Origin of the sequence: Salinicoccus sp. HZC-1 (genome assembly GCF_046736035.1) — a bacterium.
Taxonomy (GTDB): Bacteria; Bacillota; Bacilli; order Staphylococcales; family Salinicoccaceae; genus Salinicoccus.
Window position 1 is genome coordinate 1,516,251 of the sequence record NZ_CP177130.1, and the last position, 16,884, is coordinate 1,533,134.

The 16,884-nt window shown below is 42.0% G+C and carries 18 protein-coding genes; 5 read left to right on the forward strand and 13 right to left on the reverse strand.

Going from position 1 to position 16,884, the window contains the following annotated elements:
- The first annotated feature begins 91 nt into the window (after positions 1-91).
- Genes ACKRAT_RS07640 through ACKRAT_RS07655 form a run of 4 tightly spaced genes read left to right on the forward strand, consistent with a single transcriptional unit; the run spans position 92 to position 3,562 of the window.
- Positions 92-1,288 (forward strand): betaine/proline/choline family ABC transporter ATP-binding protein, encoded by a 1,197-nt coding sequence (locus ACKRAT_RS07640; RefSeq protein ID WP_411841915.1) that lies wholly within the window; start codon positions 92-94, stop codon positions 1,286-1,288.
- Entirely contained in the window at positions 1,285-1,920 is a 636-nt protein-coding gene (locus ACKRAT_RS07645; protein WP_411841916.1) for an ABC transporter permease, read from the forward strand. The genes ACKRAT_RS07640 and ACKRAT_RS07645 overlap by 4 nt, the downstream gene beginning before the upstream one ends.
- A 17-nt stretch (positions 1,921-1,937) precedes the next feature.
- Complete coding sequence (locus ACKRAT_RS07650; protein ID WP_411841917.1) at positions 1,938-2,879, forward strand: osmoprotectant ABC transporter substrate-binding protein; 942 nt, start codon at positions 1,938-1,940, stop codon at positions 2,877-2,879.
- On the forward strand, positions 2,876-3,562 hold the full coding sequence (locus ACKRAT_RS07655; protein ID WP_411841918.1) for an ABC transporter permease: 687 nt from the start codon (positions 2,876-2,878) through the stop codon (positions 3,560-3,562). The genes ACKRAT_RS07650 and ACKRAT_RS07655 overlap by 4 nt, the downstream gene beginning before the upstream one ends.
- A 200-nt stretch (positions 3,563-3,762) precedes the next feature.
- Here ACKRAT_RS07655 and ACKRAT_RS07660 read toward each other — a convergent pair whose 3' ends face one another.
- From ACKRAT_RS07660 to ACKRAT_RS07715, 12 genes are all read right to left on the reverse strand, one after another.
- Positions 3,763-4,311 carry a c-type cytochrome gene (locus ACKRAT_RS07660; RefSeq protein ID WP_411841919.1) on the reverse strand — a complete coding sequence of 183 codons (549 nt, stop codon included), beginning with the start codon at positions 4,309-4,311 and terminating at the stop codon, positions 3,763-3,765.
- Between the two features lie 73 nt (positions 4,312-4,384).
- Positions 4,385-5,671: a glutamate-1-semialdehyde 2,1-aminomutase gene (hemL, locus tag ACKRAT_RS07665; RefSeq protein ID WP_411841920.1), complete on the reverse strand. Its 1,287-nt coding sequence runs from the start codon at positions 5,669-5,671 to the stop codon at positions 4,385-4,387.
- A gap of 1 nt (position 5,672) precedes the next feature.
- On the reverse strand, positions 5,673-6,653 hold the full coding sequence (hemB, locus tag ACKRAT_RS07670) for a porphobilinogen synthase (protein WP_411841921.1): 981 nt from the start codon (positions 6,651-6,653) through the stop codon (positions 5,673-5,675).
- 10 nt (positions 6,654-6,663) lie between these two features.
- Positions 6,664-7,356 (reverse strand): uroporphyrinogen-III synthase, encoded by a 693-nt coding sequence (locus ACKRAT_RS07675; protein WP_411841922.1) that lies wholly within the window; start codon positions 7,354-7,356, stop codon positions 6,664-6,666.
- Complete coding sequence (hemC, locus tag ACKRAT_RS07680) at positions 7,343-8,266, reverse strand: hydroxymethylbilane synthase (RefSeq protein ID WP_411841923.1); 924 nt, start codon at positions 8,264-8,266, stop codon at positions 7,343-7,345. Before hemC ends, ACKRAT_RS07675 begins: the two co-directional genes overlap by 14 nt.
- 15 nt (positions 8,267-8,281) lie before the next feature.
- Entirely contained in the window at positions 8,282-9,106 is an 825-nt protein-coding gene (gene ccsA / locus ACKRAT_RS07685; RefSeq protein WP_411841924.1) for a cytochrome c biogenesis protein CcsA, read from the reverse strand.
- A 15-nt stretch (positions 9,107-9,121) separates the two neighbouring features.
- Positions 9,122-10,471, reverse strand: a complete 1,350-nt coding sequence (hemA, locus tag ACKRAT_RS07690) for a glutamyl-tRNA reductase (RefSeq protein ID WP_411841925.1) — start codon at positions 10,469-10,471, stop codon at positions 9,122-9,124.
- 143 nt (positions 10,472-10,614) lie between these two features.
- On the reverse strand, positions 10,615-11,205 hold the full coding sequence (yihA, locus tag ACKRAT_RS07695; RefSeq protein WP_411841926.1) for a ribosome biogenesis GTP-binding protein YihA/YsxC: 591 nt from the start codon (positions 11,203-11,205) through the stop codon (positions 10,615-10,617).
- Between the two features lie 65 nt (positions 11,206-11,270).
- A complete protein-coding gene (clpX, locus tag ACKRAT_RS07700) occupies positions 11,271-12,530 on the reverse strand; it encodes an ATP-dependent Clp protease ATP-binding subunit ClpX (RefSeq protein WP_411841927.1) in 1,260 nt (419 codons plus the stop codon).
- 142 nt (positions 12,531-12,672) lie between these two features.
- A complete protein-coding gene (tig, locus tag ACKRAT_RS07705) occupies positions 12,673-13,959 on the reverse strand; it encodes a trigger factor (RefSeq protein ID WP_411841928.1) in 1,287 nt (428 codons plus the stop codon).
- An 84-nt stretch (positions 13,960-14,043) separates the two neighbouring features.
- Positions 14,044-15,000, reverse strand: a complete 957-nt coding sequence (locus ACKRAT_RS07710; protein ID WP_411841929.1) for a hypothetical protein — start codon at positions 14,998-15,000, stop codon at positions 14,044-14,046.
- The gene (locus tag ACKRAT_RS07715; RefSeq protein WP_411841930.1) at positions 14,990-15,610 is read right to left on the reverse strand and encodes a DNA mismatch repair protein MutT; all 621 of its coding nucleotides are present in this window, start codon (positions 15,608-15,610) and stop codon (positions 14,990-14,992) included. The genes ACKRAT_RS07710 and ACKRAT_RS07715 overlap by 11 nt, the downstream gene beginning before the upstream one ends.
- Positions 15,611-15,923: 313 nt before the next feature.
- Here ACKRAT_RS07715 and ACKRAT_RS07720 point away from each other — a divergent pair, with 313 nt between their 5' ends.
- Positions 15,924-16,580, forward strand: a complete 657-nt coding sequence (locus ACKRAT_RS07720; RefSeq protein WP_411841931.1) for a potassium channel family protein — start codon at positions 15,924-15,926, stop codon at positions 16,578-16,580.
- Positions 16,581-16,667: 87 nt separating this feature from the next.
- On the opposite strand, the gene ACKRAT_RS07725 is transcribed toward ACKRAT_RS07720, so the two are convergent.
- Entirely contained in the window at positions 16,668-16,868 is a 201-nt protein-coding gene (locus tag ACKRAT_RS07725; RefSeq protein ID WP_411841932.1) for a DUF6440 family protein, read from the reverse strand.
- Positions 16,869-16,884 lie beyond the last annotated feature (16 nt).

Consider the following 16,884-nt stretch of genomic DNA (forward strand, 5'->3'; position numbering starts at 1 on the left):
ATATTTTAAAAAGATATTCGGTCGATTAAGCAGCAGATTTTGATATAAGCGGTATAAATATTAGGAAATTATTATATAAAGGAGTAAATCTATGTTAAGCATCAAAGGACTGACGAAGATTTATCAAGGGAACACAAAAGCTGTCGATGATGTCACTATTGATATCGAAGACGGAGAGTTTGTTGCATTTATCGGGACTTCCGGAAGCGGCAAAACGACGGCACTCAGAATGCTCAATAGAATGATTGAACCGACTTCCGGTACAATCACCATAAATGGGAAAGACACCAGCAAAATGAACCCTGTGGAACTGAGAAGAAACATCGGTTATGTATTACAGCAAATCGGCCTGCTGCCCCATATGACAATCAAGGAAAACATCGTTCTTGTACCAAAATTGCTTAAGTGGTCAGAAGAAAAGAAAGATGAGAAAGCACTTGAGTTAATTAAACTCGTAGACTTGCCGGAATACTATCTGGATCGCTACCCTTCCGAGCTCTCAGGCGGCCAGCAGCAACGTATCGGTGTTGTCCGCGCACTTGCCGCAGAACAGGACATCATCCTGATGGATGAACCCTTCGGTGCACTGGACCCCATTACAAGAGACACTCTTCAGGATCTAGTCAAAGAACTCCAGAAAAAGCTCGGGAAAACTTTCGTTTTCGTTACACATGATATGGACGAAGCGATTAAACTGGCGGATAAGATCTGCATCATGTCCAAGGGTAAAGTCGTACAATACGATACACCAGATAACATTCTGAGACATCCGGCGAATGACTTCGTACGTGACTTCATCGGTCAAAACCGCCTAATACAAGATCGTCCGAATGTCCGTACAGTGAAGGATGCGATGATTAAACCAATCACTGTCAATATCAATGAATCATTGAACAATACGGTAGCAATCATGCGTGATAGACGCATCGACACAATATTCATTACGAACAATGACAGCAAATTACTTGGCTATCTGGACATCGAGGATATACAGCAAGGGGTCAGACAGCATACGGAACTGATAGATATAATGCAGCGTGACATTTATCGGGTAAGAATCGATTCCAAGCTGCAGGATTCAGTCCGCACCATCTTAAAAAGAAATGTACGTAACATTCCTGTCGTTGACGAGAACAATGTCATCAAAGGGCTCATCACCCGAGCTAACATGGCAGATATTGTATACGACACAATCTGGGGTGAAGCGGACTCTGCTGCCAACCCTGCCGAGGCAATCATCGATGGCGATGTACCGATGCCTGAATCCCTAGGGGCTGATGACAAATGATGGATTTCCTGAATGAATACGGCGGAGAACTGGTCGATAAAACACTGGAGCATTTCTTTATCTCCATCGTTTCTCTCGCCATCGGTATTCTCATTGCAGTGCCAATCGGTATTCTACTCGCTAAAAAGAAAAAACTCAGCAATGCCATACTGACAACTGCCGGCGTGCTGCAGACAGTTCCTACACTCGCCCTCCTCGCATTGATGATTCCCTTGTTCGGTGTCGGAAAAACACCGGCAATTATCGCGTTATCCGTCTATATCCTGCTGCCGATACTAAACAATACGATTTTAGGTGTGCAGAATATTGACAGCGACGTTAAACAAGCAGGAAAAAGTATGGGAATGACAAATTTCCAAGTGATGAAAAGCATCGACTTTCCGCTTGCTCTGCCGATGATTATATCCGGCATCCGCCTGTCCAGCGTATACGTCATCAGTTGGGCAACACTTGCGAGTTACATCGGTGCTGGCGGTCTCGGCGACTTCGTCTTTAATGGCTTGAACCTGTATGATCCAATGATGATTTTCGCTGGTGCAATCCTGGTTACATTCATTGCACTCGTGACAGATTATTTTCTTACACTCGTTGAAAGACGGGCAATACCAAAAGGGTTAAAAGTATCCAGATAGAAAGAAGGTTACACACTATGAAAAAAATGAAGAAATCAATCGTCGTGATGTTAACATCTATTTTGGTTCTTTCTGGATGCAGTTTGCCTGGCTTAGGTGGCGGTTCAGATGATCCAATGCGTATCACATCACTGGCGACAAGCGAATCACAGATTATGGCACACATGATGCGTTTAATGATTGAACATGATACAGACGGCGAGATCAAACCAACAATTATCAACAACCTGGGTGCAAGTACATTACAGCATAACGCCATCATCAATGGCGATGCGAACATGTCAGGCGTCCGCTATTCAGGAACAGAAATGACCGGTCCATTAGAACATGAACCGATTGCAGATCCTGATGAAGCGATGGATGTAGCCCAGAATTTATTCCAGGAAAAATTCGACCAAAAATATTTCGATTCATACGGGTTCGATAATTCGTATGCATTTATGGTAACAAAAGAAACAGCTGAAAAATATGATTTGGAAACGACATCAGATTTGAAAGAATATAAAAAAGAATTGGCACTTGGTGTAGACAGCTCATGGCTGAACCGTGAAGGTGACGGATATCCCGGCTTTACAGATCATTACGGCTTCTCATTTGATACAGTAAGACCGATGCAGATCGGACTTGTATATGATGCACTGGATAACAACAGTCTCGATGTCGCACTCGGCTATACGACAGATGGACGTATCGCAGCATATGACCTCGTCGTGCTGGAAGATGACCTGCAATTCTTCCCGCCGTATGATGCAGCTCCCCTGGTAACAGATGAATTGTTAAAGGAGTATCCGGGAATTGAAGCGACAATTGAAAAATTGGAAGGCAGAATCACGACGGATAAAATGCAGGAATTAAACTACGAGGCTGACGGGGAAGGCAAAGAGCCATCCATCGTTGCTGAAGAATTTTTAGAAGCCAATAACTATTTTGAAGATGAAGAAAGCGGGGATAAATCATGAGTGGAAATATAATCATCGATTTCTTTAATTATTTTGGGGTCAATGGCGGATACCTGCTGGAATTATTCTTCAACCATTTATTGATGTCAGTGTATGGTGTCCTCTTTGCTGCCATCGTAGGGATTCCGGTCGGGATATTCATCGCCAGATTTGTAGGATTATCAGGTTTCATCATTACAATAACAAACATTATTCAAACTGTACCGGTCATAGCAATGCTTGCGATGCTCATGCTCGTCATGGGACTCGGCCCGAATACAGTAGTGTTCACAGTATTCCTATACGCACTGCTGCCGATTGTTAAAAACACATACACTGGCATCATCAGTGTCGACAGCAACATCAAAGATGCCGGTAAGAGTATGGGCATGACACGCAACCAGGTGTTACGCATGATCGAGCTGCCACTCGCAATGTCCGTAATTATCGGTGGTCTGCGTATTGCACTCGTTGTCGCGATCGGTGTCGTTGCAGTCGGTTCATTTATCGGCGCATCGACGTTATCAGATGTCATCATTCGTGGTACAAACGCGTCAGAGGGTACCGTATTCATTCTGGCAGGTGCCCTGCCCATCGCAGTTATCGCCATAATCATCGATGTTGGCCTGCGTCTGATTGAGCATAAGCTTGATCCGACAAATAAAAAACGCAAAGCAGTTGCATCACAGTCAATCGGAAACTAGCTGATTCAGAAATTACTAAGCGAGGCCACTGTATCAATCAAACAGAGGCCTCGCTATTTTTATGACAAACAGTATTCCTTGTGTGAAGAACTATCGTAATTTTCATTATGTCTGATCCATAGCAGACTTCCACCATCAAATAATCTATCATACCGGATATAAAAAAACTTCCACATGAGCTGTGGAAGTTTTTTTATCAATTATTGACCTGCCATAAATTCATAAAGTGCAGTCAGATCTTCATCAGCAATCTGATCCTGACTGAATGACGGCATTTGGCCTCTGCCGTTTCTGACAACGTCAGTGAATTCACCCTCGTCAAGGCTAGTACCTGCAAGTGCTGGTCCCATACCGCCTGAGAAGTCTTGTCCATGACAGGAAGCACAGTTATCACGTGCAAATCCTTCAGCATCGAAGTCGCCGGATGAAGCTTGTTCTCCACCGCCTTCAGATGACTCTTCAGAGCTTTCTTCCTCACCGCCGCCGGATGATTCCTCTGCACTTTCTTCTTCTTCGCCTCCGCCAGTAAGAGCGACACCGCCATTACCTGTAACTAAATGAATTACAAGAGGGATAAGTAATAAAACAATAATGATCGGGATAATCCAGGCAAGTGGATTTTTCTTATCATTTTCAGTGTGATCAATCATTTCTCTGTTCTGGCCATCGACATAAGTTTTATCTTCGTCTTTCTGCCCTTTCATGAACCTGTCTTTATCGGACACATGCTTGTCCTTATCATTCGCCATGTGCACAACCTCCATTTATATGTTTAACTTAATTATACACTTTATTTATTTTACGTAAACTGTATAAAAGCACTTATTCTGCTTTAATTTTATCCAAAGCATTGCTGAATGCCGTTAAAGTTTTCTCAATGTCCTCTTCTGTATGCTTAGTGGATAAAAACATACCTTCAAATTGGGATGGAGGCAGATAGACGCCTTCTTCCAGAAGATTACGGTACATCTTGGCAAACAAGTCAAGATCACTTGTGTTTGCAGAATCGAAATCAGTTACAGGACCTTCGGTTAAAAAGAAACCAATCATGGAGCCTGCACGGTTTACCGTGATTGGAAATCCTTTTTCTTTAAAGATTTCTTTAAGGCCATTCTCCAACGAATCTCCAAGCTTATTGAAATGATCATAGCTTTCTGGTGTCAGCTGTTTTAATGTCTCAAGACCTGCAGTCATTGCAAGCGGGTTACCGGAAAGAGTGCCTGCCTGATAAATGTCACCAGTCGGTGCAATGCGTTCCATAATGTCTCTTCTGCCACCGTAGGCACCGACCGGCAGTCCGCCGCCTATCACTTTGCCCATGCAAGTTAGATCAGGTTTTATGTCGAAGTGTCCCTGAGCGGAATGATATCCTACTCTGAACCCTGTCATCACTTCATCAAAAATAAGCAGGGTGCCATTTTTTTCCGTCAGTTCACGGACGAATTTAAGGTAACCTTCTACCGGAGGAACTACACCCATGTTGCCGGCAACCGGCTCCATGATTACCGCTGCGATATCTTCTCCAAAGTGATCAAATGCTTCTTTTAAGCTTTTTTCATCATTGTAAGGCACTGTAATTGTGTTTGCTGCAGTACCTTCCGGAACACCCGGGGAATCGGGAAGTCCCAGTGTCGCAACACCACTGCCTGCTTTGATGAGCAGGGAATCACTGTGGCCATGGTAGCATCCTTCGAATTTAAGTATTTTACTGCGTCCTGTAAATCCACGCGCGAGACGCAGTGCAGCAAGAGTTGCTTCAGTACCGGAAGAGACCATACGTAACATTTCTATAGAAGGGACACGATCTATGACTAATTCGGCCAACTCATTCTCCAGCGCTGTCGGAGCACCGAAACTTGTTCCTTTCTGGGCCGCTTCCGAAACGGCATTAACTACCTTTTCATCGCTGTGACCAAGAATTAAAGGTCCGAAGCTCAGTACATAATCAATATATTCGTTGCCGTCAACATCATATGTTCTGGCATCTTTGGCATGATCGATAAATATCGGATCCATCCCTACCGAATTAAATGCTCTGACCGGACTGTTTACCCCGCCCGGCATTAGATCTACTGCTTTTTTATAGAGTGACTTCGAATTTTCATACATGCTATTCCATCCCTTCATCAAGCATTCTGCAAATATCTTTCGCGAAATAAGTAATAATCATATCAGCCCCGGCCCTTTTCATGGATATCATCTGTTCCATAATGACCGATTCTTCCAAAAGACCCATATCCACTGCTGTTCTTGTCATCGAGTACTCTCCGCTTACATTATACGCAATAACAGGCACATTTGATTGATTGCGCACATCTCTAATAATATCCAAATATGATAATGCAGGTTTGACGATCATCATATCGCACCCTTCTTCAAGGTCACTTTGTAATTCTCTGTGTGCCTCGAGCCGGTTTGCAGGATCCATTTGATAAGTTCTTCTGTCGCCGAATGAAGGTGTGGAATCCGCTGCATCTCTGAACGGACCATAAAATTTGGACGCATACTTGATACCGTAGCTCATAATTGGAATATGGCTATATCCGTTATCATCCAGTCCTTTTCTGATTTCAGTTACGAAACCATCCATCATATTGCTTGGGGCAATAATATCTGCACCGGCTTTCGCCTGAGATACTGCTGTTCTAACCAGGAGCGGCAGAGTGCTGTCATTATCGACATCCTGTGTTTCACTGTCAATCAGTCCGCAATGGCCGTGGTCTGTGTATTCACACAGACAAGTATCCAATATTACAAGAATCTCGGGATATGACTTTTTACTGATCTTACATGCTTCCTGAACGACACCATGGTCGTGATAGGCACCTGTTCCTTCCGGATCCTTTTCATTGGGGATACCAAAGAAAATTACAGATTTGATTCCCAGTTCCTTCACTTCTTCAAGCTCTTTTTCAAGCAGATTCAAGGAAACCTGGAAGACACCTTTCATAGATGGAACTTCTTTTCTGACATCATCTGCTTCAACAACAAATATTGGATAGATGAGATCTTCTTTTGTTACTTTTGTTTCTCTTACCATATCTCTCATATACGCCGTTCTTCTCATACGGCGATGTCTGTCAAAATTCATCTTAGCACCTCTATTTAGTTCCATTTTCAATTAAAGCGAACATATTTTGCAGCGTTTCTTTTTCTGGTTGAATACTTTCGACATGGTATTTCTTTAAAGCATCGTGTGTCACATGACCGATCGCAACAACAATGATATTTTCCAACTTTTCAGGACCGAACCAATTCATAAATACATCTACACCGGAAGGGCTCGAAAAAGTGACTGCATATGGTGACGTCTCCATCAATCTTTCAATCCTTCCCAGTGATTCCTCATTCGGGACGGGTCGATACAGTTTCAGACGGACCACATCTGCACCGGCTTCAACCAGGTGATTATACATGAGTGGACGTGCGTTGGTACTCACCGGATATAGAATCCGTTCATCCTTTTGGACTTCGAACTCTTCCATGAATTTTTCCTGTGTGTAGCCGCTCGGCTCAAAATCAACATTAAGGCCATAATTTCTCATGACCTGACTTGTTTTTCTGCCGATGCTTGCCAATCTTTTGTAATTAACCCTGTTTAAAAATGGGATAAAGTGTTCTACAGAATTAGGACTCGTTAAAACAAGCCACTCGTAATCCACATCGAATATTTTATCATTGAATGGCAGTCTTTCTGTCTTGATCACTGGTGTATGCTCTATTTCAAATAGCTCTGTCCGTGCATCCCCCATCCTGCTCTGAGTGACAATGACAAGTGGTCTAGAGTGTCTCATTGAGCCTATCAATGATTTCTTTAGCCCCTATGCGCTCCATCTCATCTGCAACGAGATTTCCGAGTATTTCAGGATTTTCATGGGATTTTGTCACCAGATACTGTTCACTGCCATCCTCAGGCATGATCAGTCCTGTGAGATAAAGTTCTCCGTCTTCATATTTTGCGTATCCGCCAATAGGAACCTGGCAGCTTCCGTCCATTCGTTTGAGGAATGCACGTTCAGCACTGGTGCATGTCGCATCTACGTCTGAATGGACTTTTTGGAGCATTTCAATCAGTTCCCTGTCATCCGAGCGGCATTCTATACCCAATGCCCCTTGTGCAATTGCAGGTATGAATGTTTCCGGATCAAGATATTCTGTAACAACATTATCAGACCAACCCATTCTTTTCAGACCTGCTGCAGCGAGAACGATTGCATCATACTCGCCGGACTCCATCTTTTTAATACGGGTATCGATGTTACCACGTACCCATTTGACTTCTATGTCATCTCTAACAGCGAGAAGCTGTGCACCGCGGCGCAGACTGCTCGTGCCGACTACACTGCCTGCCGGGAGATCTTTAAATGGAACCTTTCCATTCGAAAGGAAAGCATCACGCATATCCTCACGCTCCGGTACACAGGCAATTGTAAATTCATCTGACAGCTTGCTCGGAACATCTTTAAGACTGTGGATTGCCATATCAATTTCTTTATTGGCAAGAGCCTGTTCTATTTCTTTCACGAATAATCCTTTGCCGCCAACTTTTGACAGCTGGACATCGACAATCCGGTCACCTTTAGTGACGATTTCTTTTATCTCGATATCAAGTTCGGGATAATGTTCTTTCAAGCTATTTATAAACTGCTTTGATTGAGTCAGTGCTAGACCACTGCGTCTTGAACCAACGATAAATTTTCGCATAGCGGTATTTCTCCTTTAATATCCCCAAAAATGGAAATTGGATAATTGTGTTATGAAAATATAGTTAAGCATACATATGATAAATGCTGTGATATTCAATTTGGCAAAACGTAAAATATTACGTTCTGTCTTTAAATGGAACAGCAATGCGGCATACATAAGAACAACGACAATGGTGCCGAGCACCTTAAAATCTGTAAAGATTTCCATGCCGATGATATTAATCCCCCACATTGCACCGAGTAAAATACTGATTGTCATGCTGAACACACCAAAAAGCATTGAGCGCACCATCATTTTTTCAGCTGTCCCTATGCTGAACAAGGAAAAGAAAAGACGATTGAATCGCTTCTTTTTCAGATTATCATATTGGATAATATAAATCACGGCATGTATGACAGAGACGAAGAATAAAACATATGCAATCAATGCAAGGCCAACGTGAATCACAAGCAATTCGTTCATTAGAGTAGACACTTCAGTTATCCTGCTGTATTGAACCGGTGCAAAGGTGTGGATCGCAAACAGCACAAAAGCGGTCAGTACATATATGAACAGAGCAACTTCCGAATCGCTCCTCTTATAATGAACAAGGCCGGTTAAAATAATCAGGATTGATAATGCATACAACCCTTCAAATGTTGTTTGGACAGGAATTCTGCCAATACTCACACCAATGCTTATAAAACCGACAACCTGCAGAGCTGCAGCGACTGTCACAATATAAAACGAAACCTTCCTGGCCTGCCGATTTCTGAAAAATAAATCGTAGCTCAGCGCAGAAAGGCTTATGAAATATAGTAATAATACAAACTCATGGATGCGGAACATAATATCCATATGGTTCCCACCTGTCTAATCGAGTGCAAGCTCCTGCTTTCTGGCACGAAGCTTTTCCTGATTTTTGGCTTTATCCTGCTGTTTAATTTCCTTCACTTCATCTTCGATGCCGAATAATTGCTGGATTTCTTCAAGTCTGGCATCCGCTTTCCTGTTACCTGCAATTTCTTTCGTATAGATGATAGGGTCTTTGAGCATCTGATTAATGATACTCTTCATGTGTTTTGAAACGATAGTGCGTTCACGGTCAGTCATTTCCGGCATTTTTCTTTCCACACTCTGGAATGTATCTTCGTGAATGTTAAGGGCTTTCGTTCTCAATGCCTGGATTACGGGTACGACACCCAGCATGCTTACCCACTCTTCAAAGCTGTCCATGCTCTCAGCAATCATCGCTTCAATCTTAACAGCTTCTTCCTTCCTTGTTGAAAGGTTGGCATCTACCAGTCCCTGCAGATCATCTACATTGTACATGTAAATATTACTAAGATTGCTTACTTCAGGTTCAACATCACGCGGCAGTGCGAGATCCATTAAAACAAGCGGTTCTCTTGTTTTTCTATTTTGTAGTGCACTTTGAACAATAGATCCAGTGATTACATAGTTGCGTGCAGCTGTACTGGAAATGACGATATCTGCTTTTGCCAGTTCTTCTTCCAGTTTTTCAAATGGCACACTTTCCCCATTGAAACGCTGGGCTAAAACTTCAGCCTTATCCTGGGAACGGTTAATGACAGTCACTTTGTTGATCCCGTTGGAAGTGAGGTTTAACAAAGACTGTTCCGCCATTTCACCTGCACCGACAACAAGAACTTTGTTTTCTTTTACGTTTGAGTATATTTTCTTTGCAAGTTCCACTGCAGAATAGGAGATGGAAATCGCATTTTTGGAAATATCCGTCTCGCTATGACCGCGTTTTGCAATTGTGATTGCTTCTTTAAACAATTTATTAAAGATTGTTCCCGTTGTGTGCTCTTCCTGGGCAATAAAGAATGCATCCCTGATTTGACCCAGAATCTGCGTTTCTCCAAGAACCATTGATTCAAGGCCCGCCGTTACACGGTATAAATGATGAATGGCTTCATCCGCCACTTTTACATCTGTAATCTTTTTGATAATATCAAAATCAACATTGAACCAGTCTGCCAAAAACTTTTGAGAATAATATTTTCCAGTATGCACTTGATCACTGACTACATATACTTCCGTACGGTTGCATGTGGAAAGTAATACAGCTTCAAGGATACTTTTCTGCTCTCTTAATTTATGCAGTGCCGGAATAACTTCCTCATCTTCGAAAGCCACCAGCTCTCTTTCTTCGACACTCGCTTTTCTGTAATTCAGACTTAACGCAATAACGTGCATCCGAATTGCCCCCCAATCCATATTGCACCTTAGCCAGGTACTTATAACACATATTATTTTACCAGAATGCGAGCATATTATCCATGGCATTGCTCTTATTTATATTAATTATAAATAAGAAGTTTTTGTGAACGTCTGTCACATCATTCTATGTGGTCAGAAATTGTCTTCATAGCGAGTGGTAAATTCTTTTTATCCACTGCAGAGAACGGGATAATTGTATCTGTCGGCTCGAATTCAATTGTCTCTTTAACAATTTTTAAATGTTTTTCTACCTTACTCTTAGGAATTTTATCCATTTTAGTACATATGAGAATGACCGGTATCTCATAATACTTTAAAAAGTCATACATCAGAATATCATCTTCGGTCGGTTTATGCCGCAAGTCTATAAGCTGTATGACAGCTTTGAGTGCTTCTCTTTCAGTAATATATTCCTCTATCATCGCGCCCCACTTCTCACGCGCCTTTTTAGACTCTTTTGCATAGCCATAACCAGGTACATCTACAAATACGAATTTGCCGTCCATATCATAAAAGTTCAACGTCTGTGTCTTACCTGGTTTGGATGATGTTCTTGCTATATTTTTCCTTCCTGCAACGGCATTTATGAAAGAAGATTTGCCTACATTGGATCTCCCGCTTAATGCTATTTCAGATAGTCCTGTGTTCGGATACTGATCAGGCCCCACTGCAGAAATCAAAATATCTACGCTTCCTGGGTTTATTTTCATACTTTCACTCCTTTAAGCAAAAAGAGCTGTCCGATTAAAGACAGCTCAGGTGAATTATCAATTAGTTATGCACTTTTACGTTCCGGATCGATTACCTCACCGTTTTCATCATATAACAGAGGTTGTGCTTCCTCCTGAATCGTTTCCCGTTTAATCTTAACTTTACGGATTTCATCGTTGGATGGAATGTTGAACATGATGTCCACCATCCGTTCCTCGATAATTGAACGAAGTCCACGTGCACCCGTTTTTCTTTCAATCGCCAGTTCACTGATCGCGTTAAGCGCATCTTTATCAAACTCAAGTTCAACATTATCGATCTCAAGCATTTTCTTGTACTGCTTAACAAGCGCATTCTTTGGCTCAGTAAGAATAGAGTTGAGTGCTTCTACATCGAGTTCTTCAAGATAACTGATGATTGGCACACGGCCGATGAATTCGGGAATCAAGCCGTAGCTCTGAAGGTCATCCGGACGTACGCGTGACATGATTGCATCCTTATCATCGATTTTCTCTGATGATGCTCCGCCAAATCCAATCACTTTCTCACCGATTCTTCTGCGGATGATATCGTCCATGCCGTCAAATGCTCCACCAATGACAAACAGGATATTCGTTGTATCTATTTGTATTGATTCCTGATTAGGATGTTTCCTTCCACCTTGTGGTGGCACACTTGCTGTTGTTCCTTCAAGGATTTTAAGCAGTGCCTGTTGAACACCTTCACCGGATACGTCTCTTGTAATTGAAGTATTCTCGCTCTTTCTTGCGATTTTATCAATTTCATCAACGTAAATGATGCCTTGTTCCGCACGTTCAACATCAAAGTCTGCAGCCTGAATCAATCTGAGGAGAATGTTTTCAACATCGTCTCCTACATATCCTGCTTCCGTTAGACTTGTCGCATCAGCAATTGCAAATGGTACATTAAGTGTTCTTGCCAACGTTTGTGCAAGAAGGGTTTTACCACTACCGGTCGGACCCATCAAAGCGATGTTACTCTTGGAGATTTCAACACCGTCTTCATTGTTCTGATTGATACGCTTATAGTGGTTATACACCGCTACACTCAGTGCACGTTTTGCTTTTTCCTGCCCGATGACATAATCATTCAACGAATTGAGGATTTCCTGCGGTTTAGGAATATCAGTGATTACTTCCGTTTTCTCTGATTTAAGCTCTTCTTCAATTATCTCATGGCACAGTTCAATACATTCATTACAAATATAAACGCCGCTGCCTGCTATTAGCTTCTTAACCTGTTCCTGATCTTTGCCACAGAAAGAACATGTCAGGTTTGTGTCATCTTCATTAAATTTAAACATATACAACACCTCTTTTTTCATTCCTGTAAAATATACTAGATATTGATAACAAAATCAAATATCTGGTTTCAGGTAAATGTAAATGATTAGAAAAGCTCTGCAACAACAGTTACAGAGCTCAACATTTTTTGGCTATAATCTATTATTTAGATTGTTTTCTATTGTCAACAAGTACATCAATCGCTTTTTGTACTTTAAGGTCTTCATTCAACATGGAAAGGTCGCCTAGAGTAGATTTGATATCCTCTACTTTAATGCCGAACTGCTCGCTCATTTTTTCAAGCTCAGCGTCAACATCCGCGTCAGCAACTTCAATGTTTTCATCGATTGCAATTTGTTTCAGTACAAGGTTTGTGCGAACACGTTTTTCTGCATCATCTTTCATCTGGTCACGAAGCGCATTTTCGTCCTGACCGGAAAGCTGTTGATACATTTCCATGTTGATGCCTTGCTGTGACAGGCGCTGTTCGAATTCCTGAAGCATTTTGTCAGTTTCAGTTTTGACCATTGCTTCTGGTACATCGATCTCAGCATTATCGGAAGCTTTTTCGACCAACTGTTCTTTCATTGAAACGTCAGCTTCATTCTCTCTTGCTTCTTTAAGATCTTTTTCAAGCTTTGCTTTAAGCTCATCTACAGTTTCAACATCCTGTTCAAGTTCTTTCAGAAGATCTTCATCAAGTTCAGGCATTTCTTTCACTTTGATAGAGTTGATTTTCACTTTGAATACCGCTTCTTTACCAGCAAGCTCTTCAGCGTGGTACTCTTCAGGGAAAGTAACTTTAACATCTTTTTCTTCGCCTGTTGCAAGTCCGACAACCTGCTCTTCGAAACCAGGGATAAAGCTGCCTGATCCGATTTCCAAATCATAGCCTTCTGCTTTTCCGCCTTCGAATTGTTCACCGTCAACGTAGCCGTCAAAGTCAAGGTTGACCGTGTCGCCCTCTTCTACTTTGCCGTCTTCTTTAACGACCATGTCAGCATGAGATTCAAGCATACTGTCGATTTCTTTCTGAACGTCTTCATCAGTCACTTCAGTGTCGAGTTCTTCAGCTTCAAGGCCTTTGTACTCGCCAAGTTTAACTTCAGGTTCAACTGTAACTTTAGCAGTGAAGACAAGGTCTTTGCCTTTTTCCATTTCTTCGATGTCAACTTCCGGCTGATCAACAGGGTTGATTTCAGCTTCTTCAACAGCTTCTGTATAAGCTTTAGGAAGGATGATATCTAATGCATCCTGGTAGAGAGATTCGACGCCGAAACGTTTTTCGAACATTTGACGCGGTACTTTACCCTTTCTGAATCCAGGTACAGATACTTCTTTAGATACTTTTTTAAATGCTTCATCCAGGGCAGAGTCTACTTCAGTTGCTGGAACTGTAATCGTTAGAACTCCTTCGTTACCCTCTTGTTTTTCCCACTTTTGAGCCATAGTTTAATTCCTCCGTTAGTCCGTAATTTCAATTAACCAATATAGTATAACATATCACTTTTTTATATCCAACATTTGATTTGATCAATTTCTGGAAGCAATTGAGGATTCTATGGACCGAATCCACTTCATTGCTTCATCCGTTGCATACGCTTTACCCTCGTACTCAAGATTCACCATCTCATGCAGGATAAGTAAATAGCTGTATATTAAATCATCCATTTCTATGTCCGGTGTAAAAGGATAGCAATGGATGATATGGGACATTACCATCGCCCTTGCCGATTCCAGGAACTCGGGCATTCTCTCTTCCATTTCACTTAACACGGAAAATAAGACAGTTCTGGACAAATCCAATTCTTCCAGTGATTCAAGATTTCCGGGAATCACCGCGGTTACCTCATCAAACTTTTCGATTTCAATCGGTTTGTCATCATTAAACTCTTTTAAATAAAGGAGCATGAATGTAATGAGTTCATAATTTTTTGTTTCGGTAATTGCCTCTCGAATCATTTCCAGATACTTACCGTTCTTCTCTTCTGTCCATTCCGCCACAAGCTCCAGCTTCTCGTAGTGCAGCATATTCACAAAGGTATCCGCAGTCACCTCGGGCTCGGGTCCGACCTCCGGTACCATGCGTTTATTATCCAGAGCCTTTTTCGCCCTGTGGCGTAATGCGGCAACTTCAATCCGGAAACCCTGGGGGATATTCTCATTCATAAGATGATCGGAAAACTCAATCACCTCAAAATATCGCTCCAGTTCTATCAGAGCAACCAAAAGATAGTACATATGCGTCTCGTAATTGCCGGCACCTGCATTCATCGACAACAGTGCATCATCCACTATTGCTTCTTTATCATTTGCCCGGAGCCGGGATTCGTAATATTTCTCTATCAGTTCGAGCTCAGGTTCTGTATGTGCTATATACTGAGTGAACCTTTCGATATAGGATTCATACTCCCCATCTTCATAAAGCCGCTTCAAATCACGCTCTACCTTTTGCAAAAAGCGTCTGTGTGAGCTCACCTTATCTGACATAAGCATCCCTTATAATCAGTTCGCTCCAGGATTCATAGGGAGACATGTCCGCCAGGGATTCATCTTTTTCCCAGATCAGTTCAAGCGTGTCTTCCTCTTTGGATGCAACAGTGGAAGGATCCACCTTAACACTGAGAACGAGACCAATATGGACTTTGCCCACTTCATTGTCATCGTCATTGATAAGACCCATGATTTCCATGTCTTTTACAGCATCAGCCGACAGGCCGACTTCCTCTTCCAGCTCCCGTTCGGCATTGACAGAGAGCTTCGAACCAATATCAGACACTTCGGGCACATCATTCATATGGCCTCCGACACCGATAGACAAGAGCCCGTGCAGGCGTGCCTCTCCCCCGCCGCCGAGACGTTTATATAAGAGAGTCGAGTCGTCGCTGTCAGATTTGATGATCACATAGCTGATCAGCTGTTTGTATGAAGGATCCTCCTCCATATCACCGCGTCTTTTCACTTCAAATCCACTGAAGGTCGAAACAATTTCTTTATATCTTGCATCTTTTTTGCCGATAAAACCGTTAAATGCATTTTTCTCGCCATCGAAGATATCAGATCTCGGAACAACCAGAATCTGTTCATCAAATTTACTCATTAACATTCTCCTCTCATGTATGACTACATCATAATAATTTTATATAAGGATCATGTATTTGTAAAATGAAAATCCTTGGGTACCTCTGTACAGCCTTTTTTGAATTAAAATAATACAATAGACTGTGCAGAAAAATCACTTTTGAACTTACTATTCAAAGAAACGAAACGGGTGATTATTTAACCTATATTTGCATATATTTCTTTGATAAATGGTAAAGTAGTTTTAATAAGCGCTTTACATTAATCTTTTGCATGGATAATATGGCTTCCAGGTAAAAGAAGAGCAGATTTTCAGGAAATGAGGGACGAAAATGGAAAAGTCATTTGCAGTATTCGGGCTGGGACGATTTGGCGGAACGATTGTAAAAGAACTGCACGGTATGGAGATTGAAGTGATTGCGATCGATAAAGACCAGGACACGGTAAACGAATATTCCAAGTATGCCACATATGCAGTATGCGCCAATGCCATCGATGAAGCCTTTTTAAATAATCTGGGTGTCCGTAACGTAGACCATGCTTTCGTTTCATTCGGTGATGATCTACAGGCAAGTATTCTGACGGCATTGTTGCTGAAAGAAATGGAAGTACCCAAAGTCTGGGCAAAGGCAAAAAATGATGAGCATGCCAAAGTGCTTGAAAAAATAGGTGTGGACCGTATCATCCACCCCGAACGCGATGTGGCTAAAAAAATCACACGTCACATTGTATCGGATAAAATGACCGACTTCATCGAACTGTCGGATGAATACAGTATGGTTGAAATTGTTGCAACTAAAAAAATCGGTCAAAAAACACTGAGCGAACTCAGCATCCGTTCAAATTATGGATGTACTGTTGTAGGGATGCAGAGGAATCATAAATTCATCATATCACCCTCAATCGATGAGGTGATAAACACCGGAGATGTTCTCATCATTGTCGGCAGCAATAAAGACATCGCAAGATTTGAAAAAGAAGGCGTCTAATATAACAATTTCAGGATAATGCGCTAAACCCTCCGTTTCTATGTAAGCGGAGGGTTTAATATGTGACCCCGTATATACAATCGAGGATTATTTCTTTATACTTACCCGGCCGTCCTCATCAAGCAACGGAGTAAGTCCACTACCGGAGCCGCCCCATGCGTATAAATACTGCACGCCCGTTTCTTTGTCCGTAATGATATAACACAAAACTGTCTGATCTTTTTTCACCGGTTCCACATTGAATCTCTCTTCTTCCGGCTCCTCAGGTATATCCTTTTTCCTGAACATCAGCAGTACCTCCCCT

Coding starts and splice junctions, on each gene's coding strand:
- ACKRAT_RS07640 (WP_411841915.1), top strand. CDS start 92: ATGTTAAGCATCAAAGGACTGACGAAGATTTATCAAGGGAACACAAAA.
- ACKRAT_RS07645 (WP_411841916.1), top strand. CDS start 1,285: ATGATGGATTTCCTGAATGAATACGGCGGAGAACTGGTCGATAAAACA.
- ACKRAT_RS07650 (WP_411841917.1), top strand. CDS start 1,938: ATGAAAAAAATGAAGAAATCAATCGTCGTGATGTTAACATCTATTTTG.
- ACKRAT_RS07655 (WP_411841918.1), top strand. CDS start 2,876: ATGAGTGGAAATATAATCATCGATTTCTTTAATTATTTTGGGGTCAAT.
- ACKRAT_RS07660 (WP_411841919.1), bottom strand. CDS start 4,311: ATGGCGAATGATAAGGACAAGCATGTGTCCGATAAAGACAGGTTCATG.
- hemL (WP_411841920.1), bottom strand. CDS start 5,671: ATGTATGAAAATTCGAAGTCACTCTATAAAAAAGCAGTAGATCTAATG.
- hemB (WP_411841921.1), bottom strand. CDS start 6,653: ATGAATTTTGACAGACATCGCCGTATGAGAAGAACGGCGTATATGAGA.
- ACKRAT_RS07675 (WP_411841922.1), bottom strand. CDS start 7,356: ATGAGACACTCTAGACCACTTGTCATTGTCACTCAGAGCAGGATGGGG.
- hemC (WP_411841923.1), bottom strand. CDS start 8,266: ATGCGAAAATTTATCGTTGGTTCAAGACGCAGTGGTCTAGCACTGACT.
- ccsA (WP_411841924.1), bottom strand. CDS start 9,106: ATGGATATTATGTTCCGCATCCATGAGTTTGTATTATTACTATATTTC.
- hemA (WP_411841925.1), bottom strand. CDS start 10,471: ATGCACGTTATTGCGTTAAGTCTGAATTACAGAAAAGCGAGTGTCGAA.
- yihA (WP_411841926.1), bottom strand. CDS start 11,205: ATGAAAATAAACCCAGGAAGCGTAGATATTTTGATTTCTGCAGTGGGG.
- clpX (WP_411841927.1), bottom strand. CDS start 12,530: ATGTTTAAATTTAATGAAGATGACACAAACCTGACATGTTCTTTCTGT.
- tig (WP_411841928.1), bottom strand. CDS start 13,959: ATGGCTCAAAAGTGGGAAAAACAAGAGGGTAACGAAGGAGTTCTAACG.
- ACKRAT_RS07710 (WP_411841929.1), bottom strand. CDS start 15,000: ATGTCAGATAAGGTGAGCTCACACAGACGCTTTTTGCAAAAGGTAGAG.
- ACKRAT_RS07715 (WP_411841930.1), bottom strand. CDS start 15,610: ATGAGTAAATTTGATGAACAGATTCTGGTTGTTCCGAGATCTGATATC.
- ACKRAT_RS07720 (WP_411841931.1), top strand. CDS start 15,924: ATGGAAAAGTCATTTGCAGTATTCGGGCTGGGACGATTTGGCGGAACG.
- ACKRAT_RS07725 (WP_411841932.1), bottom strand. CDS start 16,868: ATGTTCAGGAAAAAGGATATACCTGAGGAGCCGGAAGAAGAGAGATTC.